19 protein-coding genes are annotated in these 22,161 nt (G+C 67.1%); 16 read left to right on the top strand and 3 right to left on the bottom strand.

What is annotated here, in order from left to right:
* Nucleotides 1-38: 38 nt before the first annotated feature.
* From ACFWU2_RS09880 to ACFWU2_RS09870, 3 genes are all read right to left on the bottom strand, one after another.
* A complete protein-coding gene (locus ACFWU2_RS09880) occupies nucleotides 39-947 on the bottom strand; it encodes a sirohydrochlorin chelatase (protein ID WP_378604642.1) in 909 nt (302 codons plus the stop codon).
* Between the two features lies 1 nt (nucleotide 948).
* Nucleotides 949-1,254 carry an urease subunit gamma gene (locus tag ACFWU2_RS09875; protein ID WP_169621845.1) on the bottom strand — a complete coding sequence of 102 codons (306 nt, stop codon included), beginning with the start codon at nucleotides 1,252-1,254 and terminating at the stop codon, nucleotides 949-951.
* 665 nt (nucleotides 1,255-1,919) lie between these two features.
* Nucleotides 1,920-3,548, bottom strand: coding sequence for an ammonium transporter (locus ACFWU2_RS09870; protein WP_378604639.1), 1,629 nt, complete (start codon nucleotides 3,546-3,548; stop codon nucleotides 1,920-1,922).
* A 394-nt stretch (nucleotides 3,549-3,942) separates the two neighbouring features.
* On the opposite strand from ACFWU2_RS09870, the gene ACFWU2_RS09865 reads away from it, so the two are divergent.
* The 16 genes from ACFWU2_RS09865 (at nucleotide 3,943) to secG (ending at nucleotide 22,127) form a co-directional block, all read left to right on the top strand.
* Nucleotides 3,943-7,407 carry an FUSC family protein gene (locus ACFWU2_RS09865; RefSeq protein WP_378604636.1) on the top strand — a complete coding sequence of 1,155 codons (3,465 nt, stop codon included), beginning with the start codon at nucleotides 3,943-3,945 and terminating at the stop codon, nucleotides 7,405-7,407.
* Nucleotides 7,408-7,545: 138 nt separating this feature from the next.
* Nucleotides 7,546-8,229, top strand: a complete 684-nt coding sequence (gene rpe / locus ACFWU2_RS09860) for a ribulose-phosphate 3-epimerase (RefSeq protein WP_378604633.1) — start codon at nucleotides 7,546-7,548, stop codon at nucleotides 8,227-8,229.
* Nucleotides 8,226-9,245 carry a bifunctional diaminohydroxyphosphoribosylaminopyrimidine deaminase/5-amino-6-(5-phosphoribosylamino)uracil reductase RibD gene (gene ribD / locus ACFWU2_RS09855; protein WP_378604630.1) on the top strand — a complete coding sequence of 340 codons (1,020 nt, stop codon included), beginning with the start codon at nucleotides 8,226-8,228 and terminating at the stop codon, nucleotides 9,243-9,245. The genes rpe and ribD overlap by 4 nt, the downstream gene beginning before the upstream one ends.
* 66 nt (nucleotides 9,246-9,311) lie before the next feature.
* Complete coding sequence (locus ACFWU2_RS09850) at nucleotides 9,312-9,917, top strand: riboflavin synthase (protein ID WP_378604627.1); 606 nt, start codon at nucleotides 9,312-9,314, stop codon at nucleotides 9,915-9,917.
* A gap of 74 nt (nucleotides 9,918-9,991) precedes the next feature.
* On the top strand, nucleotides 9,992-11,242 hold the full coding sequence (locus tag ACFWU2_RS09845) for a bifunctional 3,4-dihydroxy-2-butanone-4-phosphate synthase/GTP cyclohydrolase II (RefSeq protein WP_378604624.1): 1,251 nt from the start codon (nucleotides 9,992-9,994) through the stop codon (nucleotides 11,240-11,242).
* A complete protein-coding gene (gene ribH / locus ACFWU2_RS09840) occupies nucleotides 11,242-11,724 on the top strand; it encodes a 6,7-dimethyl-8-ribityllumazine synthase (protein ID WP_169621852.1) in 483 nt (160 codons plus the stop codon). The genes ACFWU2_RS09845 and ribH overlap by 1 nt, the downstream gene beginning before the upstream one ends.
* Nucleotides 11,721-12,191: a PH domain-containing protein gene (locus ACFWU2_RS09835; protein ID WP_378604621.1), complete on the top strand. Its 471-nt coding sequence runs from the start codon at nucleotides 11,721-11,723 to the stop codon at nucleotides 12,189-12,191. Before ribH ends, ACFWU2_RS09835 begins: the two co-directional genes overlap by 4 nt.
* Nucleotides 12,192-12,200: 9 nt before the next feature.
* On the top strand, nucleotides 12,201-14,348 hold the full coding sequence (gene uvrC, locus ACFWU2_RS09830; protein WP_378604618.1) for an excinuclease ABC subunit UvrC: 2,148 nt from the start codon (nucleotides 12,201-12,203) through the stop codon (nucleotides 14,346-14,348).
* 77 nt (nucleotides 14,349-14,425) lie between these two features.
* On the top strand, nucleotides 14,426-15,286 hold the full coding sequence (gene rapZ, locus ACFWU2_RS09825; protein ID WP_346765178.1) for an RNase adapter RapZ: 861 nt from the start codon (nucleotides 14,426-14,428) through the stop codon (nucleotides 15,284-15,286).
* Nucleotides 15,283-16,323, top strand: coding sequence for a uridine diphosphate-N-acetylglucosamine-binding protein YvcK (yvcK, locus tag ACFWU2_RS09820; protein WP_378604615.1), 1,041 nt, complete (start codon nucleotides 15,283-15,285; stop codon nucleotides 16,321-16,323). The genes rapZ and yvcK overlap by 4 nt, the downstream gene beginning before the upstream one ends.
* The gene (gene whiA / locus ACFWU2_RS09815) at nucleotides 16,314-17,297 is read left to right on the top strand and encodes a DNA-binding protein WhiA (RefSeq protein ID WP_296550762.1); all 984 of its coding nucleotides are present in this window, start codon (nucleotides 16,314-16,316) and stop codon (nucleotides 17,295-17,297) included. Before yvcK ends, whiA begins: the two co-directional genes overlap by 10 nt.
* A gap of 129 nt (nucleotides 17,298-17,426) precedes the next feature.
* Entirely contained in the window at nucleotides 17,427-18,443 is a 1,017-nt protein-coding gene (gene gap, locus ACFWU2_RS09810) for a type I glyceraldehyde-3-phosphate dehydrogenase (RefSeq protein ID WP_169621860.1), read from the top strand.
* Nucleotides 18,444-18,472: 29 nt separating this feature from the next.
* Nucleotides 18,473-19,684, top strand: a complete 1,212-nt coding sequence (locus ACFWU2_RS09805) for a phosphoglycerate kinase (RefSeq protein ID WP_378604608.1) — start codon at nucleotides 18,473-18,475, stop codon at nucleotides 19,682-19,684.
* A gap of 5 nt (nucleotides 19,685-19,689) precedes the next feature.
* Complete coding sequence (tpiA, locus tag ACFWU2_RS09800; protein ID WP_378604605.1) at nucleotides 19,690-20,475, top strand: triose-phosphate isomerase; 786 nt, start codon at nucleotides 19,690-19,692, stop codon at nucleotides 20,473-20,475.
* A gap of 110 nt (nucleotides 20,476-20,585) precedes the next feature.
* Entirely contained in the window at nucleotides 20,586-21,782 is a 1,197-nt protein-coding gene (locus ACFWU2_RS09795) for an MFS transporter (protein ID WP_378604602.1), read from the top strand.
* 111 nt (nucleotides 21,783-21,893) lie between these two features.
* On the top strand, nucleotides 21,894-22,127 hold the full coding sequence (gene secG, locus ACFWU2_RS09790; protein WP_072698320.1) for a preprotein translocase subunit SecG: 234 nt from the start codon (nucleotides 21,894-21,896) through the stop codon (nucleotides 22,125-22,127).
* Nucleotides 22,128-22,161 lie beyond the last annotated feature (34 nt).

Below are 22,161 nucleotides of genomic sequence, written 5' to 3'. Positions count from 1 at the left end.
ATTGCGTGCTGCAGCGCGCCGTCGGGTCGATCTGCCGGTCAGTGTGAAGACGCGGCAGCGGGGTGTCGATGGCTGTGTTCGGTGCCGGGATCGTCGCCGGCACGGCTCTGATGTCCGTGCTCGTGGCCGTGGCCGTGGCCGTGGCCGTGCCCGTGTCCGTGCGCGCTGTCCGACGAGTCGTCGAAAGCGTGCGAATGGGCGTAGCCGTGGCCGTGGTCCGCCATCAGCCCGGACTCGACTCCGGTACGGCCGTGGGCGAGTTCGTGCACCGCGTCGCGAATGCGCGCATCGATGATGCGGATCGCTGCCTGCTCGCTCATCAACGGTCCGTAGAACTCACTGCCGGTGAACCTGCTGTCGTCCAACGGAACAGGGGACTCCCGGCGAAAGCCTGCCGGAACGACTACGGCGTGCGGGTGGCCGAGCCGTCGCAGCCGTTGCAGAACGCCGACAAGATCGTCGTCGGTGTGGGTCGTGGCAACCTCCACTACGTTGCCTGCTCCGTGGGTGCGCACCAGGTGCGCGACGCGGTGCAGTTCCGCTTCGTCGAAAGGGTCGGAGGAAGGGGCCTGGATCACCATCGCGGCGTCGGACGAGCGGCTCCGAATACCGGTGGCCGCCAAGCGCAGCCACGAGATCAGATGGTCGGGGCTGCCGAACGGCGCCGCCAAGGCGAGACGTTCCGGTGCGCCCGCTGCCAGCCACTGCACCGTCTTGGCGGTGTCGGCCACCAAGGTCGGATTACGCCCCATCGTCATGGGGACCACCACGATCGGGCCGTCTCCCGACGACAGATGGCGGGTGAGCAGATTGTGGAGCGGCCGGCCGATCGGGGTGACGAACCACCGGTTGCGGGCCTGCTCGAGGTATCGCACGTCCGCCCCCTCGGCGCTTTCGTGGCCCGCGACCAGAATCGTGGTGGCGTCTTTCCCGGCGGGTTCGGCCACGTCAGTTCCCGATCGGGTCGTGGCAGGAGACCAGCTTGCTCCCGTCGACGAACGTCGCTTCGACCTGTAAGAGCGGCAGGCGTTCCCGCACGCCTCCCATGCAGTCCTTCTCCGCGACGATCGTTCTTCCCAGTTCCATGACTTCCGCAACGGAGCGTCCGTCGCGAGCGCCTTCCAGGATCGCCTCGCTGATGAGCGCGGTCGCCTCACTGGCGTTGAGCTTCGTGCCCCGTTCGCGTCGACGGCGTGCAAGTTCTGCAACCTGGTACACGTAAAGCTTTTCGATTTCTCGTGGAGTCAAATCCATTTTCTGCTCCCGCAATGCCGTAGGTTCCGATTTCGATGAGCATCTCCCGGCGGCGAGCCGGAGCTCGCTGTCTTGGACGATACGCCGGAGCCACAGGAAAGTTTCGGTTTTTGTTTTTATCGGACGCGGTAGCGGCGACGCCGAGACGGGTGAGCGCGGGAAACACCCGACGACGCTCCCGAAATAGGCGCAGCGATGTTGTCGTCACCTCGTGAAATGAATATCTACTCATATGTGCAGTCGTTCACTCGGCTCGGGAATTCTCTCGCATATGTGTGCGCCCGATTTCTGTAGTGACGGATGTCCGCTGGGCGGAAAGTCCGAAGGGGGAGACGGTAGGGGTTGTCCAACAGTCGAATTGAAAACTACTTCTCGACGTGATCCGAAAAGTTCGCCGAGGCGGTGTGTGAAACGACCGGCGAATTACTCGAACGGAATCGAGGGCCGAATCGGACGGATCGTGCATTCTTTGGAATCTGCCGCGAGTCGGTGCCGACATCGGGTCCCGGGATTTCGCCGTGGCCATTGTTCCGGATCGGATCGCCATTTCGGGGTCGATCCTCCCGGGCATGTTTCTCACCGTCCCGAAATCACGGCCAACCGGGTTGCCCCGTAATTTCGTCGCAGTTCTTCGATGCGCCGCCGCCCGCTCCCTGTCGGGTGCGCTATCCGCTCTCGACCGGTACGACGGTCATTTCGACGAGGTCGTCGCCCAACGCCGACAAGGCGCTTCGCACGTTGGTCAGCGACTCCGCAGGGGTCAGGATTTCCGCGCGGACCCGTGGGGTGACATCCATGGTTCGTTTCTGTCCTCGGACCATCTGATCGACCGAGGAGGCAGTAGTGACGAATACCTCGGACAGCATCGCGCGGCGGGCCCCCGCGGCAAGCACTTCCCGTTCCACGCCCGCGGCCCCACCCGAGTCGAGAACCGCGGTGACCAGGTACAGCGTGTTTCCGGGCTCCAACGGCTTCGAAGCCCCGGAAACTGTTGCCCCGTCGGCCGTGGGATCGGGGGGAGTGGGGCCCTCGTGGTAGGCGCTCATCCCCTGCTGGCTGAGGTCGAGGTGTTCCTCTTCCTCGGCACTGACGCGCAGTCCGATCGTCTTTTCGATCGCGAAAGCGATCACCAGGGTGAGCACCAGGGCGTAGGCGATCACCGAGGCCAGTGCGACGACCTGATAACCGAGCAGCGTCAATCCACCACCGTGGAACAGGCCGTCTCGGCCGATCGCGTTGATGGCTTCTTCCCCGAAGAACCCGACGCACAGGGTGCCGAACACGCCGCCGATGAAGTGGACAGCCAGCACATCGAGCGCATCATCCACGTGCAGAAGCCTTTTCAGGCCGAGTGCCAGGTAGCACACCACTCCGGCGAGGGCGCCGATGAGTACCGCCGCCCAGCTGCTGACATAACCTGCGGCGGGGGTGATGGTCGCCAATCCGGCGACCGCGCCGGTCACTGCTCCGAGCACGGTCGAATGGCCTTCCCGGTACCGCTCGAACACCAGCCAGACAAGCATTGCGGCGGCACCCGCCACCTGGGTGTTGACCAACGCCTGTGCGGCGACTCCGTTGGCCTGCAGTCCGTCTCCGGCGTTGAAACCGAACCAGCCGAACCAGAGTATTCCCGCTCCCACGATCACCAACGGGACCGAGTGCGGCAGTGGTGCCCGGTTGGGCCGCACCTTGCGCCGCCCGAGGACGATCAACAGGCCCAGGGCGGCAGCCCCCGCCGACGCATGGACAACCATTCCGCCGGCCCAGTCCTGCGCTCCCATCTTGGTCAACCATCCCGTAGGGGCCCACAACCAGTGCGCGACAGGTGCGTACACGATCACCGACCAGATAGCGATGAATACTGCCCACCCGAATGCCTTGAGACGATTGGCCACTGCGCCGGTGGCCAGTGCCGGGGTGATGATCGCGAACATCAACTGATACGCGAAGAACGCCAGCGTCGGGATCGCCACGGTTTCGGTCACCACGTGGAGGTCCGGCTTGGGGGCGTCGTCGATGTTGGTGAGCGCGACGAATCCGAGATCGGCGACGATCCCGTTGCCCCGGTCGTTGCCGAACGCGATGCTGTACCCGAAGGCGAACCAGGTGAGCGTGATGATGCCGAGCCCGATCAGATTCTGCTGCAACATCACGAGGGTGTTGCGCTTGCTCACCATGCCGGCATAGAAGAATGCCAGGCCCGGTGTCATGAACAGCACAAGGGCTGCGCACACCAGCACCCACGCGGTGTCACCGGTGTTGATCACGTCTTGGGACAAGGTCGTAGAGGTCATCGACGGGCCTGCGCTTTCGGGCGAGGTGTGTGATCGGACGCGAACGGGACTGCCGAACAAGGCATTTCGGACTTCTGCCGACCTGGGGACGGAGGCTGCGGGCTCCGCCCTGCCTGGTGTCGAGCGCTACGCACCAAGCGACCTCCGATCCTCACATCGGCCAGTCACGCTTTTCTCGGCACGCCGGCGCACTGTCGCCGGAAGGACGAGACTTGCAGTCCGAAGCGAGCATATACACCGCGTTTGTGTCATGTGGTCGATCGCGTCAACTCGAACGTGCTGCGATGAACGCAGATTTTCGCGGCGCACGTCGTCGATTGCCCGAATCGGCCGTTCTTCGCTGTCGATCCCGTTCTTCCGTACCTGTACGGGCCTGTAGTCCTAGACTTGCGCCGTGGACGCCGTCCAGTGGCTCGGGATCATCATTCTGGGTTTGACCCTGCTGGACATATTCCTCACCGCCCTCAATTACGACGACGCAGGCTTTCTCACCCGCGCCCTGACGGCATGGGTCTGGCGCGCCATCAGGCGAATCACGCGAAAAATGTCACGCGGCAGGCGACCTGCCGTACTCCGTCAGGTCACGGGCATTCAGATCGTTGTCACGGTGGGCATGTGGGTGGGCGGCACGATCCTGGGCTACGCCTTCATCTACCTCGGCATGATGAGCGGGCAGGGCTTCCTGTACAACGGCGGCACCGACGATCTGTTCGGCGCAATCTATTTCAGTACGGCCCAACTCTCCACGGTGGGCACATCCCAGCTCGTCCCCAATACCGATGTATCCCGGATCATCTCGGTCCTGGAGACTCTCACCGGCGTCGTGCTCCTCTTCCTGATACTCACGTTTCTGCTCGGGGTCTACGGAGTGATCAGCGCCCTGCGCGGTCTTTCCGCGCAGTTCTACAATCCCGGAAACAGCATCGGCGACCCGGTCGCGAGCCTGAAGCCGTACTTTCCGGGCGGCGAACCGCGCGACCTCGACTCCAAACTCTCGTCTATCGCCGACAGTTTCAGCAGTTACACCGACGGAGTCCGGCTGCACCACTCCGCCTACTACTTCCAGAGTGGCCGCGACACCTTCTCGCTGCCGTATTCGATCCGGATGCTGAGCGGGGTCGTTGCGGCGCTTCGGTGGGGGTTGCCCAGGTCCCACCCGGTGACCGTCGAGCCTATGCTGCTTCCGCTCACCGACCAGTTCCTGAAGTTCGCGGACTACATGCATCCCCTGCTCGGGTGGACGAGCACCGATGTTCCCGAGACGCGATCGCGTGGCGAGTTCCGCCGGCTGATCGAGGAGGACATCGAACTGCACCGGACGGCCGGACACCGCTCGGCGCCTCCTGCCGAGAGCGAGGATCCGTGGGTTGCCCGGTTCGCCCGCGTGAATCGGAAAATGGGCGAACTCGTTCGCCTCGAACCGTTCACCGATCTCGACGATGCCTACGAACGGTACGTCGAGTGGCTGCCGTTCGCGTACCGGGCGCAACAGTTCACCGATGCGGTCGGCCGGGATCTCGATTATCAGCCGGTCTACGCACCCGGCTTTGCGGATGTTCCGGAAACCACTGCCCCGGAAACCACTGCCCCGGGAACCACTGTCCTGGGAACCGAGCCGGCCACTTCCACGCTGAAGTCCGCCGTCAGCGGCGTACGAGCCTTCTTCGCCAACCGGCTCACGCTCATCGATCCCGGCTACATCCGGCTTGTCGGGTCCCTGCGCGTGCTCATCGCGGCGGTGGTCTCGGTGGCGGTGGTGGCGATCGCCCTCGAGGTCGCCGGGAAAGACCCGATGCCCACAGCCACCTTCGGCGGCATGATCGCGATGTTCGCAGGTGGGGTTGCGGCGCAAAGCGGTGCGCGCGCGGGACTCGCCAAGTTCGGCGGGATGCTGACGCTGGTCCCCGTGGTCGTCGCGGTCGGATTGATCACCCTGGTGCCACACGAACGATTGGCGTCGGTGTTCGCCGTCGCCGCGCTCGCCTTCGTGGGTGTGTTGCTGTCCCGGTTCGGGCCACAAGGAGCCGGGCTCGGCCGGGTGCTGTTCATGACGTTCTACTTCAGCCTGCTGCTACGGCTGAGCCCCGACGACTTCTGGCTGTACGCACTGACGGGCCTGGTGAGCGTCACCGCGTCGGTACTCGTTCAGTTCCTTCCGCTGGGTCACGGACACGTCGGGCTGGTACGTGGTGGTGTCCGGGCGTTCGAGAACAGTGTCGCGAACAGCATCGATCCCCTCGTCGACACCGTGTCGGCTGCCCGCTGGGATCCGGACCTGCGCAAACGTATGCACCGCGGACTCGACCAACTCCACCACACCGCGTCTTTTCTGGGAGGTCAGCTCACCAAGCAGGACCCGGCCCTGGACTTCTCCGCCGAGCAGCTGAACAACCTGCGAATACGGCTCTTCGATGTCGAACTCGCAACCGTCAATTTGTCTGCGGCGGCTCGGGATGCGACGGGATCCGGCATGCGCGTCCCGGTTCGGGCTCGGCTCGCCGGTGAGCTCGAACAGCTCCAGCTCCACATCCGTAGTTATCCGAATCTTCCGGCGTGGATGGGCGATTCCGGAGACGAGAACGACGTGATCCGTCCACCCCACGACCTGCCCGATCCCGTCGACTGGCCCCTGCCGGCGCGACGGTTGCATCATGCCGTGCGTGAACTCTGGTTTGCTGTGGACGCGCTGCATAGCGCGCGCCCCGAGGATCTCCTCGGCGGTCCGGGCGACACCGAGGGTGCCGGCTCGGTTCCCGCGGCCGAAGCAGGACCCGCTGCGGGCGAGCCGAAAGCGTCCTCTGCTCAAAGCGGAAGTCTCGCGTCCGGCGGCACGGCTGCCGGGCCGATTCGCCGTGCGGTGCAAGCCGCCCTCGCGACCGGGTTGGCCCTCTGGATCGGAGGGTCCGTGTCGGAGACCTACCAGTACTGGGCCGCGCTGCCCGCGTTCTTCGTACTGGGAGAGACTGACGGGGAGACATTTCTCAAGGGAATGCAGCGGATCGTCGGAACCGTGGCCGGAGCCGCGATCGGGTTCGGCTTCGCGATCGTGGTGGGGACCGATACTCCTGTCGTATTCCCGCTGCTGGCGCTGTGTATCTTGGCGTCGACGTACTTCCGTCCCGTGTCGTTCGTCCTGTCGGCGCTCTGGATCACGGCGTTCGTCGCGTTGCTCTACGACCTGCTCGGCAAGCTGGATACCGAAACCATCGAACTGCGTGTCGTGGAGACGGCGATCGGAGCGGGACTGGCGCTGGTGGTCGCCGCGATCGTTCTGCCCACCCGTACCCGCACCCGTTTGTCGTCGGACACGTCTCAGTTGGTGCGGACCGTCCAGGACGTCACAGGTATCTGTCTCGCACACCTGCGGTCCGGATCCGCGGGGGACCTGGACAGGCAGGAACTCGCACGTCGGGAACTCGCTCTGACCACGCTGGTCCAGAAGGTCGAGGCCACGGCTGTGCCGCTGCGCCGTTCCTCCGGGGCCCTCGATGTCCGGGGGATCGAAGGGCGGCTCACCGCACTGTGGGCTCTGTTGTTCTACACGCGGCACCTGGTGTCCGCCACCGAGCGTCTCTCGCCCGACGAGAACGTCCTGACCGACTCCCAATGGGGCGTGATCCAGGACGTCAACGAGGACAACTTCGAGGCGTTGCTGAAAGCACTGGCAGGTGAAGCGCCCTCCGCGGTGCAGGAGGACATGAAGGTCACCGACGAGTACGACATCCCGCACTACACCACGTTGTCCCGAGTACTCCAGTCTCTCGAGCGAATCGACCAGACCGTGACATTCATGGTCGAGGAGGTGCTGCCGAGCGAGGGGCGACCGTCGCGGATCACGTCGTCGTTCCGCCTGGTCTGAACTCGAATGTCGGGGGATTGTCCGAATACCCTGCCGGAGAGTCGCTTTAGTGTCGCTACGATCCGTAGCGACGCTGCCCGGCGGAGCGTCCGTGCTGGTGACCGGCACGTGCGGTGCGCTCGTCTAGACTCGATCGATGTGGCCCACCCGATGATTGCCCCCTCGATCCTGTCCGCCGATTTCGCCCGTCTCGCCGACGAGGCGCAGGCCGTCGCCGGTGCCGACTGGCTCCACGTCGACGTGATGGACGCCCATTTCGTGCCGAACCTGACTCTCGGTCTGCCCATCGTGCAGTCGTTGCTGAAGGCGACGGACATCCCGCTCGACTGCCATCTGATGATCGAGAACCCGGGCCGGTGGGCCCCGCCCTACGCGGAGGCCGGCGCACACAACGTGACGTTCCACGCCGAGGCGACGGACGATCCGGTCGCCGTGGCCCGCGATATCCGCGCCGCGGGCGCCAAGGCCGGACTGTCGGTCAAGCCGGGCACCCCCATCGAGCCCTACCTGGAAATCCTCCGCGAGTTCGACACGCTGCTCGTCATGAGCGTCGAGCCGGGATTCGGCGGGCAGGCGTTCATTCCCGACGTACTCGGCAAGGCGCGCGCGGTACGCCGTCTCGTCGACTCGGGGGAGTTGCGGCTCCTCGTGGAGATCGACGGCGGAATCAACGCGGACACCATCGAAGCGGCGGCGGAGGCAGGCGTGGACTGCTTCGTGGCCGGTTCCGCCGTCTACGGTGCCGAGGATCCGGCCGAGGCGGTGCGCAAACTGCGCGCGCAGGCGGCGGCCGCCTCGCCGCATCTGACGCTCGCGTCGTGACGCCCCCCGAGGTCACCGAGGCGTTCCAGTTCGCGCTGGATGCGTCGGAGGCCGTGCGGGGAACCACCAGCCCGAACCCGCCGGTCGGCGCCGTGATCCTCGACGCGAACGGGCAGGTCGCCGGAGTGGGTGCCACAGCACCTCCGGGTGGTCCGCACGCGGAAGTGCGGGCCCTGGCCGCGGCCGGCGACCGGGCACGCGGCGGCACCGCCGTGGTCACCCTCGAGCCGTGCAACCACACCGGACGCACCGGACCCTGCGCCCGCGCGCTCATCGACGCCGGAATCGCGACGGTGTACTACTCCGTCCCGGACCCCGGTCCGGTGGCAGGGGGAGGAGCCGAGACCCTGCGCGCCGCGGGAGTCACGGTGCATCCGGGTCTCGGGGCCGACGCCGTTATTCACGGTCCGCTGCGGGCCTGGCTCCACCGGGCGCGCACCGGCCGGCCCCACGTCACGTGGAAGTACGCCGCGACGCTCGACGGCCGGAGCGCTGCACAGGACGGAACCAGCCAGTGGATTTCCGGTCCGGAAGCGCGTGCCCGCGTGCACGACGAGCGCAGTCGGCTCGACGCGATCGTCGTCGGCACCGGAACGGTTCTGGCCGACGATCCGTGGCTGACCGCCCGGCTGCCCGACGGTGATCTCGCCCCGCATCAGCCCCTGCGGGTGGTCGTCGGGATGAGAGAGATCCCGACCTCCGCGCGTGTGCTCGACGACGCGGCGCCGACGCTCGTGCTGCGTACCCGCGATATCGGGGACGTCCTCGACGCCCTCACCGACCACCCGGACGTCCTGCTCGAGGGCGGGCCGCGACTTGCCGGGGCGTTCCTCGCCGCGCACAGTGTCGACCGGATACAGGCCTATCTGGCGCCGATGTTCCTGGGTGCGGGGACACCCGCTGTGCAGGACGCCGGCGTACACAGCATCACCGAGGCGCTACGGTTTCGTCGGGAGCGCGTCGACACCGTCGGCGCCGACGTGTTGTTGACCCTGGTCCCGGAACGGGATCTGTGAATCCGGTCCCGGAACGGGACCAGTGAACCGAACCCGGCCCTCGGCCGGGAGTGAAGGAGCCCGAACGTGTTCACCGGCATCGTCGAGGAACTGGGTGAGATCGTGGCGCGAGAGGATTTCGCGGACGCAGCGCGCTTCACCGTGCTCGGCCCGGTGGTGACCTCCGACGCGAAACACGGCGACTCGATCGCCGTCAACGGCGTGTGCCTGACGGTCGTGGACGTGCAGGCCGGCGACTCCTTCACGGCCGATGTGATGCAGGAGACACTGAACCGGTCTTCGCTCGCGCGCCTCGCCGCGGGAAGCCGGGTCAATCTCGAGCGTGCTGCCGCGCTGAACAGCCGACTGGGCGGGCACCTCGTGCAGGGGCACGTCGACGGCACCGGCACCGTGATCTCCCGGGCACCGTCCGAGAACTGGACCGTCGTGCGAATTTCGCTGCCGGACAGCATTTCTCGATACGTGGTCGAGAAGGGATCGATCACCGTGGACGGGGTGTCCCTCACCGTCTCCGCGCTCGGTGGCGATCCGGGTGACGAGTGGTTCGAGATCTCGCTGATCCCCACCACCTTGTCGCTGACCACTCTCGGCGCAGCCGAGCCCGGCACGCTGGTCAACCTCGAGGTCGATGTGATCGCCAAGTACGTGGAGCGACTGCAGAACGCCCGTTAGGTAGTCGTAGGGTGGACACGACAAGTGGACGCGAAGCACGAGTCGTCCGGATACGAGATTTGGAGCCCAGGCAAGTGACGAGGTTGGACACCATCGAGCGCGCGGTCGCCGATATCGCCGCCGGTAAAGCGGTCGTCGTGGTCGACGACGAAGACCGTGAAAACGAGGGTGACCTCATCTTTGCGGCGGAGAAAGCCACCCCCGAACTCGTCGCCTTCATGGTGCGATACACCTCCGGGTACCTGTGCGTCCCGCTCGACGGTGAGGACTGCGACCGGCTCGGGCTGCCTCCGATGTACTCGACCAACCAGGACAAACACGGCACCGCCTACACGGTCACCGTCGATGCGAAGGAAGGCATCGGCACCGGCATCTCCGCGTCCGACCGTGCGGCGACCATGCGCCTGCTCGCCGATCCCGACTCCCGCGCCGACGACTTCACCCGGCCCGGCCACGTCGTGCCGCTGCGTGCCAAGGAGGGCGGTGTCCTGCGCCGCCCCGGGCACACCGAAGCCGCGGTCGACCTCGCCCGCATGGCCGACCTCCGTCCCGCCGGTGTCATCTGCGAGATCGTCTCGCAGAAGGACGAAGGCGAAATGGCCCGCACCGACGAACTGCGTGTCTTCGCGGACGAGCACGGACTCGCGCTGATCTCGATCGCCGACCTCATCGCGTGGCGCCGCAGGCACGAGAAGCACGTCGTGCGGGTTGCAGAGGCGAGGATCCCCACCCGGCACGGGAGCTTCACGGCCGTCGGCTATCAGAGCATCTACGACGAGGTCGAGCATGTCGCGCTGGTGATGGGAGATATCGCCGGACCGGACGGCGACGGCGCAGACGTCCTGGTGCGGGTGCACTCGGAGTGCCTCACCGGTGACGTCTTCGGCTCACTGCGGTGCGACTGCGGACCGCAGCTCGATGCAGCTCTCGAGATGGTCGCACAGGAAGGCCGCGGCGTCGTGCTCTACATGCGCGGCCACGAGGGCCGGGGAATCGGCCTGATGCACAAGCTCCAGGCCTACCAGCTTCAGGACGCCGGCTCGGACACCGTCGACGCGAACCTCCAGCTCGGCTTGCCCGCCGACGCCCGCGACTACGGCATCGGTGCGCAGATCCTCGTCGACCTGGGCATCTCCTCGATGCGCCTGCTGACCAACAACCCTGCCAAGCGGGTCGGTCTCGACGGCTACGGTCTGCAGATCACCGATCGGGTCCCGATGCCGCTGCGCGCCAACCGCGAGAACCTCACGTACCTGCGGACCAAGCGCGACCGTATGGGCCACGACCTCGTCGGACTCGACGAGTTCGAAGCCGGGGACGCCTGATGAGCGGGGAAGGTTTGCCCGACCTGCAACTCGGCGACGCCGCGGACCTCCGCCTCGCCGTCGTCGCAGGCAGCTGGCATGCCGAGATCTCCGGTGCCCTGATCGCCGGCGCCCTGCGCGTCGCCGACCGGGCCGGCATCACCGACGTCACGGTCGAGCGGGTCGCGGGGGCTGTCGAACTACCCGTTGTCGCACAGCAACTGGCACGAACCCACGATGCTGTGGTCGCCCTGGGCGTGGTTATTCGCGGCGGTACTCCGCATTTCGAGTACGTGTGCGACGCGGTCACCTACGGGCTGACCCGGGTTGCTCTCGACGAGAGCACACCCGTGGGCAACGGTGTGCTCACCACCGACACCGAGGAGCAGGCGCGTGATCGCGCGGGACTGCCGGGCTCGGCCGAGGACAAGGGTGAGCAGGCATGCGCGGCCGCACTCGACACCGCCGTGACGCTGCGCCGGCTGCGGGAGGCCCGGACATGACCTCCACCGACACACAATGGGACCTCGAGGTCCGTCCTGCGAAGATGCGCCTGTGGGTGGTCCTCGGTGCCGCCTTCGTGCTCGCCGTACATATCGGCGCCGCGCTGGTACTGCGCGGCGGCGGCGACTCGGGCGTGCATCTGCGACTGGCTGACCAGATCGCGATTCTCACGATCGGGATCGCGTTGTCGGGCGCTCTGCTGCTGTTCACCCGGCCCCGGTTCCGTGCGGGGGCGGAGGGTGTCTCGGTACGCAACGTCGTGGCCGAGAGGCACGTTCCGTGGGACGAGGTCGGTGGGCTGTCGTTCCCCGACGGCGCACCCTGGGCACGACTCGAACTGCCGTACGACGAATATGTGCCCGTGGTCGCGGTGCAGGCCAGGGACGGCCAGAGTGCCGTCGACGCCCTCGACCGGTTCCGGGAACTCGAAGCCCGGTACAGCCGGCGTGTCGTCGGCGACGACTAACCTGGACTCGTGCCCGACCCCTCTACATACCGCCCGGCTCCCGGCACCATCCCGACCGAACCGGGGGTCTACAAGTTCCGAGATCCGCACGGGCGGGTCGTCTACGTCGGTAAGGCGAAGAACCTCCGCTCGCGCCTGAACTCGTACTTCGCCGACGTGGCGTCGCTGCACCCGCGTACCCGGCAGATGGTCACTACCGCCGGCAGCGTCGAGTGGACCGTGGTGCGCACCGAGGTCGAGGCGCTGCAACTCGAGTACAACTGGATCAAGGAATTCGATCCCCGGTTCAACGTCCGCTACCGCGACGACAAGACCTACCCGATGCTCGCGGTGACGCTGAACGAGGAATACCCGCGCCTGTTCGTGTACCGGGGTCCCCGCCGCAAGGGCGTCCGGTACTTCGGCCCCTACTCCCACGCATGGGCGATCCGCGAAACCCTCGACCTGCTGCTGCGCGTGTTCCCGGCCCGGACCTGCTCCGCCGGCGTCTTCAAACGGCACACCCAGATCGGCCGGCCGTGCCTGCTCGGCTACATCGACAAATGTTCGGCCCCGTGTGTCGGCCGGGTCGACGCCGAGGAGCACCGCCGCATCGTCGAAGCGTTCTGCGACTTCCTGGCCGGCCGTACCGACAAGATGGTCCGCGAAGTCGAACTGAAGATGCAGGCGGCCGCCGACGAACTCGACTTCGAGACCGCGGCCCGGCTACGCGACGATCTGGGAGCGCTTCGCAAGGCGCTCGAGAAGCAGGCGGTCGTGCTCGGGGACGGGACCGACGCCGACATTGTCGCGTTCGCCGACGACGACCTCGAGGTCGCCGTGCAGGTCTTCCATGTGCGTGGCGGGCGGGTCCGCGGCCAACGGGGCTGGGTCGTCGAGAAATCCGGCGACGTGCTCGACCGCCCCGACGGCCGGAACACACCCGGCGAAGCAGCCGAGCACGTCGGCGATGTGGAAGAGGTCTCGCTGCTCGTCGAACAGTTCCTCACGCAGTTCTACGGCGAGGAAGCCGCACTCGTATCCGGTGCGTCGGCCGGCCAGGAGACACAGGAGACATACGAGGGTGGTGCGGTGCCTCGAGAGGTCCTGGTGCCCGCATTGCCCCCGGAACCGGAGGAGATGACCCGCTGGCTCGCCGGTCTGCGCGGTGGCCCGGTGCGTCTGCGGGTGCCGCAGCGCGGTGACAAGAAAGCCCTCGCCGACACAGTGCAGCGCAACGCGAAAGAGGCTCTCGCGCAACACAAACTGCGACGGGCCGGCGATTTCACGGCGCGCTCGGCGGCGCTGCAGGGCATCCAGGAAGCGCTCGATCTCGACTCGGCGCCGCTCCGCATCGAATGCGTCGACATCAGCCACGTACAGGGCACCGACGTGGTCGCGTCGCTCGTGGTGTTCGAAGACGGACTGCCCCGCAAGTCCGACTACCGGCACTACGGCATCAAGCATGCCGCCGGCGACGGGCACTCCGACGACGTCGCGTCCATCGCGGAGGTGACCCGCCGCCGGTTCCTGCGTCACCAACGCGACACGACACCGGCCGGTACCGGCGACGGCGGTGATTACGCGCCCGAGGCCGCGCTGGATCCCGCGACCGGCCGCCCCCGCCGATTCGCCTATCCGCCGAACCTCTACGTCGTCGACGGCGGCGCCCCGCAGGTTGCGGCGGCCGCAGAGGTCCTCGACGAACTGGGGATCACCGACGTCGCCGTGATCGGCCTCGCCAAGCGACTCGAGGAGGTGTGGGTACCGGGGGAGGAAGACCCGGTGATCCTGCCGCGCACCAGCGAGTCGCTCTACCTGCTGCAGCGCATCCGCGACGAAGCGCACCGCTTCGCGATCACCTTCCACCGCAGCAAGCGTTCCCGCCGTATGACCGCCTCGGCGCTCGACGGGGTCAAAGGCCTCGGGGAGACCCGCCGCAAAGCGCTCGTCACCCACTTCGGCTCGGTCGCGCGGTTGCGCGAGGCGGATGTCGAGGAGATCACCGCTGTGCCGGGTATCGGCAAGACCACCGCACAGGCGGTTCTCGATGCCCTGCACGCCGAGCGCACCCCGCCGGGTTCCACCAAGGACACCGACCCGGGTGCGCCGGCCCCGTCCGTGGGCGATGATGACCCGGTCGGCGTGTCGGCGTCGCGAGCGGAGGCTGAACAGTGACAGATGTGGATCGCAGGTCCTGGGAGCGGGACGAGCACGGGACGAGTCCGGCAGGGGAGAGGGAAGCACGTGCCGAGGTGATCCTCGTGACCGGACTGTCCGGTGCGGGACTGAGTACCGCTGCGACCGCTCTCGAGGACCTCGGCTGGTACGTCGCCGACAATCTCCCGCCCCAACTCGTGATCTCGATGGTCGATCTCGCGGTGCACGCCGATCCTCCACTCGAACGACTGGCAGTGGTCATGGACGTGCGCAGTCGCCTGTTCACGGGCGATCTCGGGCGGGTCGTCACCGACCTCGCCGCGAGGCCGGTGAGCACCCGTGTGTTGTTCCTCGACGCCACCGATGCCGTCCTGATCCGCCGGTTCGAGCAGGTGCGGCGCAGTCACCCGTTGCAGGAGGACACCGCCGACCGGACCCTCTCCGACGGGATCGCCGCCGAACGGGCTCAGCTCGCTCCGGTGAAGGGCGCCGCGGACCTCGTCATCGACACCTCGACGCTGTCCGGACCCGAACTGCGCCGCAAGATCGAAGCCGCCTTCGGCGATGCGGCGTCCGACACGATCAGGGTCACGGTGGAGTCGTTCGGATTCAAGTACGGGCTCCCTATGGACTCGGATCTCGTGTGCGACGTGCGGTTCCTCCCCAATCCCCATTGGATCGCGGAACTCCGCCCGTATACCGGGCAGGACCCCTCGGTTCGTGATTATGTACTGTCCCGCGACGGTGCCGAAGACTACTTGCGCACCTATCACCGGCTGCTCGAATTGACCACGGCCGGTTACCGTCGGGAGGGGAAGCGCTATATGACGATCGCGGTGGGATGCACCGGCGGCAAACACCGAAGCGTGGCGATGGCAGAAGCGCTCGCCGCGCGCCTCGAGCGGGAGCCCGGGCTCGCGGTGCACGTCGTGCACCGGGATCTGGGGCGCGAGTGACTGCGCACCCTCGGACTCCACCGCCCGACGACGCTCGCTCCGGGCCCGCGATCACCGCGCTCGGCGGGGGACACGGGCTGTACGCCACGTTGAGTGCGGTCCGGCGGCTCACCGATCGCGTCACCGCCGTCGTGACGGTCGCCGACGACGGCGGATCGTCCGGGCGGCTCCGTGCCGAACTCGGCGTGATCCCTCCCGGAGACCTGCGGATGGCTCTCGCGGCGCTGGCCGCCGACACCCCTGACATTCGAGTGTGGACCGAGGTCGTGCAGCACCGCTTCGGCGGCACCGGCGCCCTTGCGGGGCACTCGGTGGGCAACATGATCCTTGCGGGCCTCACCGAGGTGGTGGGCGATCCGGTGGAGGCACTGGACATGCTCGCCCGGGTCCTCGGACTGCGGGGACGGGTGCTTCCGATGTCGCCGATCGCGCTCGACATCGAGGCCGACGTCTCCGGACTCGAAACGGACCCCCGGGTGAGCCGGTGCATCCGCGGGCAGGTCGCGGTTGCGACAACCCCCGGCAAGGTGCGGCGGGTGCGGCTGATCCCCGCCGATCCACCGGCGTGCCCGCTCGCGGTCGACGCCGTGTGCGAGGCGGACATGGTGGTGCTCGGCCCCGGTTCGTGGTTTTCGAGCGTGATCCCTCACGTGCTCGTCCCGGAACTCCACGAGGCCTTGACACATACCTCTGCGACGAAGGTCCTCGTGCTCAACCTCGCCGCCGAGCCGGGGGAGACCGCCGGCTTCTCCGCGGAACGGCACCTGCACGTCCTCGCGCAGCATGCTCCGGACTTCCGGGTCGACCACATCGTCGTCGACGCGGCCTCGGTCACCCCGGGACGGGAACGGGACCACCTGAGCCGCGCGGCCTCGCACCTGGGCGCGGACGTCTCGTATGCCGACGTGTCCGAAAACGGAACCCAACGACACGACCCCGCCAAGCTGGCGGTCGCACTGGAAACGTATTTGTCACCGATTCGGGGCAGCGCCCGCGCCGGAATCGGCGACCGGAGGGAGATCATCTCGTGGCAATGACAGCGGAGGTCAAGGACGAGCTGAGCAGGCTGTCGGTCACCCGTACCAGCAATCGCAAGGCCGAAGTGTCCTCTCTCCTGCGCTTCGCCGGCGGGCTGCACATCGTCGCCGGCCGCGTGGTCGTCGAAGCCGAGGTCGACCTCGGTTCGATCGCGCGCCGGCTGCGCCGCGAGATCTTCGAGCTCTACGGCTATGCCGCCGACGTCCACGTGCTCGGCGCGGGTGGCCTGCGCAAGAGTTCGCGGTACGTGGTGCGGGTCGGTAAGGACGGCGAGGCCCTGGCGCGTCAGACCGGACTGCTCGACGGCCGCGGACGCCCGGTGCGAGGACTGCCCGCCCAGGTGGTCGGTGGCAGCGTGTCCGACGTGGCCGCGGCATGGCGGGGAGCGTTCCTCGCGCACGGCTCGCTCACCGAGCCCGGACGGTCGTCGGCGCTGGAGATCAGCTGCCCCGGACCGGAAGCCGCGCTCGCGCTGGTCGGTGCGGCTCGCCGCCTCGGCGTCACCGCCAAGGCGCGTGAGGTGCGCGGCGCCGACCGCGTGGTGATCCGCGACGGTGAAGCCATCGGAGCGCTCCTCACCCAGATGGGAGCCCAGGACACCCGGCTGACCTGGGAGGAACGCCGGATGCGCCGGGAAGTGCGGGCGACCGCGAATCGGCTCGCGAACTTCGACGACGCCAACCTGCGCCGATCCGCGCGCGCGGCAGTCGCGGCTGCGGCCCGTGTCGAGCGTGCTCTCAACATTCTGGGCGACGATGTTCCCGATCATCTCGCCGCTGCCGGCACGCTCCGCGTCGAGCATCGCCAAGCCTCCCTCGAGGAGCTCGGGCAGCTCGCGGACCCGCCGATGACCAAGGACGCGGTCGCCGGACGCATCCGGCGTCTGTTGTCGATGGCCGACCGGCGAGCCAAGGATCTCGGGATTCCCGATACCGAGTCGGCGGTGACTGCGGAGTTGCTGGACGACGCGTAGAGGCGCACGCTTGTGGGGAGTTCGTCACACAGGGCGGATCTCACACGGTGGCCCCGGCACATTAGGGTAGGGGTCACACCAGCACAATCATCAGCACAATCATCGAGATCTGGGCAAAGGAGCTCCACTGTGACTGTCCGCGTAGGCGTGAACGGGTTCGGACGTATCGGGCGCAACTTCTTCCGCGCAGTCGAAGCGCAGAAAGCGCTCGGCACCACTGACATCGAGATCGTCGCCGTCAACGACCTGACCGACAACGACACTCTCGCAACGCTCCTGAAGTACGACTCGATCCTGGGTCGCCTCGACAAGGATGTGCGTGTCGAAGGCGACTTCATCATCGTCGGCGAGCAGAAGATCAAGGCGCTCGAAATCAAGGAAGGTCCGGCCGCGCTTCCGTGGGGCGACCTGGGTGTCGACGTCGTCGTCGAGTCCACGGGTATCTTCACCGACGCCGCCAAGGCCAAGGGCCACCTCGACGCAGGCGCCAAGAAGGTCATCATCTCCGCGCCCGCCAAGGGCGAGGACATCACCATCGTGATGGGCGTCAACGACGACAAGTACGACGGCAGCCAGAACATCATCTCCAACGCGTCGTGCACCACCAACTGCCTCGGACCGATCGCCAAGGTCCTCGATGACAGCTTCGGCATCGAGCGCGGTCTCATGACCACGATCCACGCCTACACGCAGGATCAGAACCTCCAGGACGGCCCGCACAAGGATCTGCGTCGCGCCCGCGCCGCAGCCCTGAACGTCGTCCCCACCGGCACGGGTGCCGCCAAGGCCATCGGCCTGGTTCTTCCGCAGCTGCTCGGCAAGCTCGACGGCTACGCGCTGCGCGTGCCGATCCCGACCGGCTCGGTCACCGACCTCACCGCCAACCTCCGCACCAAGGCGTCGATCGAGGAGATCAACGCCGCGATGCAGGCTGCAGCAGAGGGACCGCTCAAGGGCATCCTGAAGTACAACACCGATCCGATCGTCTCCTCGGACATCGTCACCGACCCGCACTCCTCGATCTTCGACGCGCCGCTGACCAAGGTCATCGACGATCAGGTCAAGGTTGTGGCCTGGTACGACAACGAGTGGGGCTACTCGAACCGCGTCGTCGACCTCATCGGCCTCGTCGGCAAGTCGCTCTGAGACCCCGAACCGGACAGGACACCCGAACAGTGGCAGTTCAGACCCTGAAGGATCTGCTCGACGCCGGGGTGGAGGGGCGCGGTGTGCTGGTGCGCTCCGACCTCAACGTCCCCTTGGACGGCGCGACGATCACCGATCCCGGCCGCATCATCGCGTCCGCCCCGACGATCAAGGCACTGGCGGAAGCCGGCGCCAAGGTCGTGGTCGTGGCGCATCTCGGCCGGCCCAAGGGCGAGCCGGATCCGAAGTTCTCGCTCGCGCCCGTCGCGGCGAAGCTCGGTGAGGTGCTCGGCCGCAACGTCCAGCTCGCCGGCGACGTCGTCGGGCAGGACGCTCTGGCCCGTTCCGAGGGCCTGACCGACGGCGACATCCTCCTGCTGGAGAACATCCGCTTCGATCCGCGGGAGACCAGCAAGGACGAGTCGCAGCGTCAGGCGCTCGCCCGCGATCTCGTCGAGCTCGTCGGCGACGACGGTGCTTTCGTCTCCGACGGCTTCGGTGTCGTGCACCGTAAGCAGGCCTCGGTGTACGACGTGGCGAAGCTGCTTCCGCACTACGCCGGTGGCCTCGTCGCCGCCGAGGTGGCAGTGCTCGAGAAGCTCACCACCGACACCGAGCGTCCGTACGCGGTCGTGCTCGGCGGATCGAAGGTCTCCGACAAGCTCGCAGTGATCGAGGCGCTCGCGCCGAAGGTCGACACACTGGTCATCGGTGGCGGAATGTGCTTCACATTCCTTGCGGCACAGGGCATTTCGGTCGGTAATTCCTTGCTCGAAGAGTCGATGATCGACACCTGCAAGGGACTGCTGGACCGCTATGCCGATGTCCTGCACATCCCGCAGGATGTCGTGATCGCCGACAGCTTCTCGGCCGACGCCGAAGCGAAGACCGTCCCGGTCACGGAGATTCCGGACGGCTGGATGGGTCTGGACATCGGACCGGAGTCGGTGCAGCGGTTCGCGTCGTTGCTCTCGGCGGCCAAGACCGTGTTCTGGAACGGCCCGATGGGCGTGTTCGAGTTCCCGAAGTTCGCGGCGGGCACCAAGGGTGTCGCGGAGGCCATCGTCGACGCCACCGGTAAGGGCGCGTTCAGCGTCGTCGGCGGCGGCGATTCCGCTGCGGCAGTACGCCAGCTCGGTCTGCCGGACGACGGGTTCTCGCACATCTCCACCGGCGGCGGTGCCTCCCTCGAGTACCTCGAGGGCAAGGAACTGCCTGGCATCTCGGTTCTGGAGGCCTGAGCGCGATGGCACGCACACCGCTTATCGCGGGCAACTGGAAAATGAATCTGAACCACCTCGAGGCCATCGCGCTGGTACAGAAGATCGCGTTCACGCTGCCCGACAAGTACCTCGAGAAGGTCGATGTCACGGTCATCCCGCCGTTCACCGACATCCGTTCGGTACAGACGCTGATCGACGGAGACAAGATCAAGCTCACCTATGGTGCGCAGGATGTCTCCGCCCATGATTCCGGCGCGTACACCGGCGAGATCTCGGGTGCGATGCTCGCCAAGCTCGGCTGCACCTACGTCGTGGTCGGGCACTCCGAGCGACGCACGATGCACGCCGAAACCGACGAGATCGTGCGCGACAAGACGAAGGCCGCGCTCAAGCACGGCCTGACTCCGATCGTGTGCATCGGCGAGGGCCTCGACATCCGTGAGGCCGGCGACCACGTGGCGTACAACGTCGCACAGCTGAAGGGCTCGCTCTCCGGGCTGTCCGCCGACGACATCGCCAAGATCGTCGTCGCGTACGAGCCGGTGTGGGCGATCGGCACGGGCAAGGTGGCCTCGGCCGCCGACGCCCAGGAGGTGTGTGCGGCGGTGCGTTCCACCCTCGCCGAACTCGCCTCGCCCGAGGTGGCCGCGTCCGTCCGTGTCCTCTACGGCGGATCGGTCAACGCCAAGAATATCGGCGAGCTCATCGCGCAGACCGATGTCGACGGTGGCCTCGTCGGAGGCGCCTCGCTCAAGGCAGACGAGTTCGCTCAGCTCTCCGCAATCGCGGCGGGCGGCCCGCTCCTGTAGGCCGATCCCGAGCAGCAGTACGGCTCACTCGATCGTGGGGCGCAGGGTCTTCGGATCCTGCGCCCCACGGTGTTTCGGAGTGTGCGACGAAACCGAAAGGCATCACGCGTATGTCCGCCACCGCCGACACCGGACCGAGCACCCGCAGTGTGGTGTTCGGGTTGGCAGCGGTACTGCTCGTCGCCGCATGCCTGCGCCCGGCCATCACCGCGATCGGGCCGCTGCTCGAGGACATCGGCGCCGACACCGGGCTCGGCAACACAGCGCTCGGAGTGCTCGGCGCCGTGCCGCTGCTGTGCTTCGCGGCGGTCTCCCCGTGGATTCACCGCCCCGCGATCCGTTTCGGGACCCAGCGCATGGTGCTCGTCGCGATGCTGGTCCTGACCGCCGGAATCCTGCTGCGGTCGGTTCCCGGCGCGCTGTGGCTGTGGGGCGGCACGATCGCGATCGGTGTGGGTATCGGCATCGGCAACGTGCTGTTGCCCGCAGTTGTCAAACGCGACCATCCCACCCGCATCTCGACGGTCACCGGCGTGTACTCGTCGGTGACGACCGGTGCCGCCGGACTGGGCTCCGGTTTGGCGGTGCCCTTCGTCGCCTTGACAGGGAACTGGCGTGGCGCGCTCGCGTTGTGGGCCGTGGTGTCGCTGGTCGCGGCGGCCGTGTGGGCAGTGCGCGGACGGGTGCTGCCGGCACCGTTGCCGGCCGCCCCGGACACGACGCCCGGCGTGTCCATGTGGCGTTCCGCCACCGCGTGGCAGGTCACCGCGTTCATGGGTCTGCAGTCCACCACGTTCTATCTGCTCGTGACGTGGCTGCCGTCCATCGAGACCGGCCTAGGTGTAGACCGCGCGGCCGCCGGATGGCACCTGTCGGTCTATCAGGTGGTCGGCATCGTCGCAGGTCTGGGCGCCACCGTGCTGATGGGACGCCGCAGCGACCAGAGTCTGCTCACCGCTGTGGCCGGTTCGGCTCTCGTCGTTGCGATGTTCGGTTTGCTGTGGGCGCCGCACCTGGTCCTGTTGTGGGTCCTGGTCGCGGGGATGAGCAGCGGTGCGACGTTCATCATCGCGATGTCACTGTTCGGGCTCCGCACCCGCACCGTCGCGCAGACGGCGCAACTGTCCGGCATGGCGCAATGCCTCGGCTACCTGCTCGCGGCGTGCGGGCCGGTGGTCGCCGGCGCGATCTTCGACCTGACCGGCACCTGGACGACGGTCCTGCTGCTGGTCGCGGTGTGCGCGGCCGCGCAGGCTGTGGTCGGGGCGTTCGCGGGTCGCGACCGGTACACCCACGACCAGCCCTGAAGGCCACGATCCGCGAGGACGGCGAACCGGGTGCGGCAATTCTGGGATTCGCCGGGACCGGGTAAGCTGACGGCCGACGTCACCCACCATCGAAGGACACCGAACGCCGACATGGAACTGTTCCTGGACATTCTGCTGATCGTCACGAGCCTGCTGCTCATCCTGCTGGTGCTGCTGCACCGCGGCAAGGGCGGCGGTCTGTCGAGCCTGTTCGGCGGCGGCGTCCAATCGAACCTGTCCGGTTCGTCGGTCGCCGAGAAGAACCTCGACCGGCTCACCGTGTTCACCGGCATCGTCTGGGTGATCGCCATCCTCGGTATCGGATTGCAGATCAAGTTCAGCTGACCGGCAGCGGTCGCGTATCGGCCCCGGGGCGCCG

The sequence above is a fragment of the Rhodococcus sp. NPDC058639 genome (assembly GCF_042717545.1).
Taxonomy (GTDB): Bacteria; Actinomycetota; Actinomycetes; order Mycobacteriales; family Mycobacteriaceae; genus Rhodococcus.
Note: the sequence above shows the minus strand (reverse complement) of the source record. Positions and strands in the feature narration are given on the sequence as shown.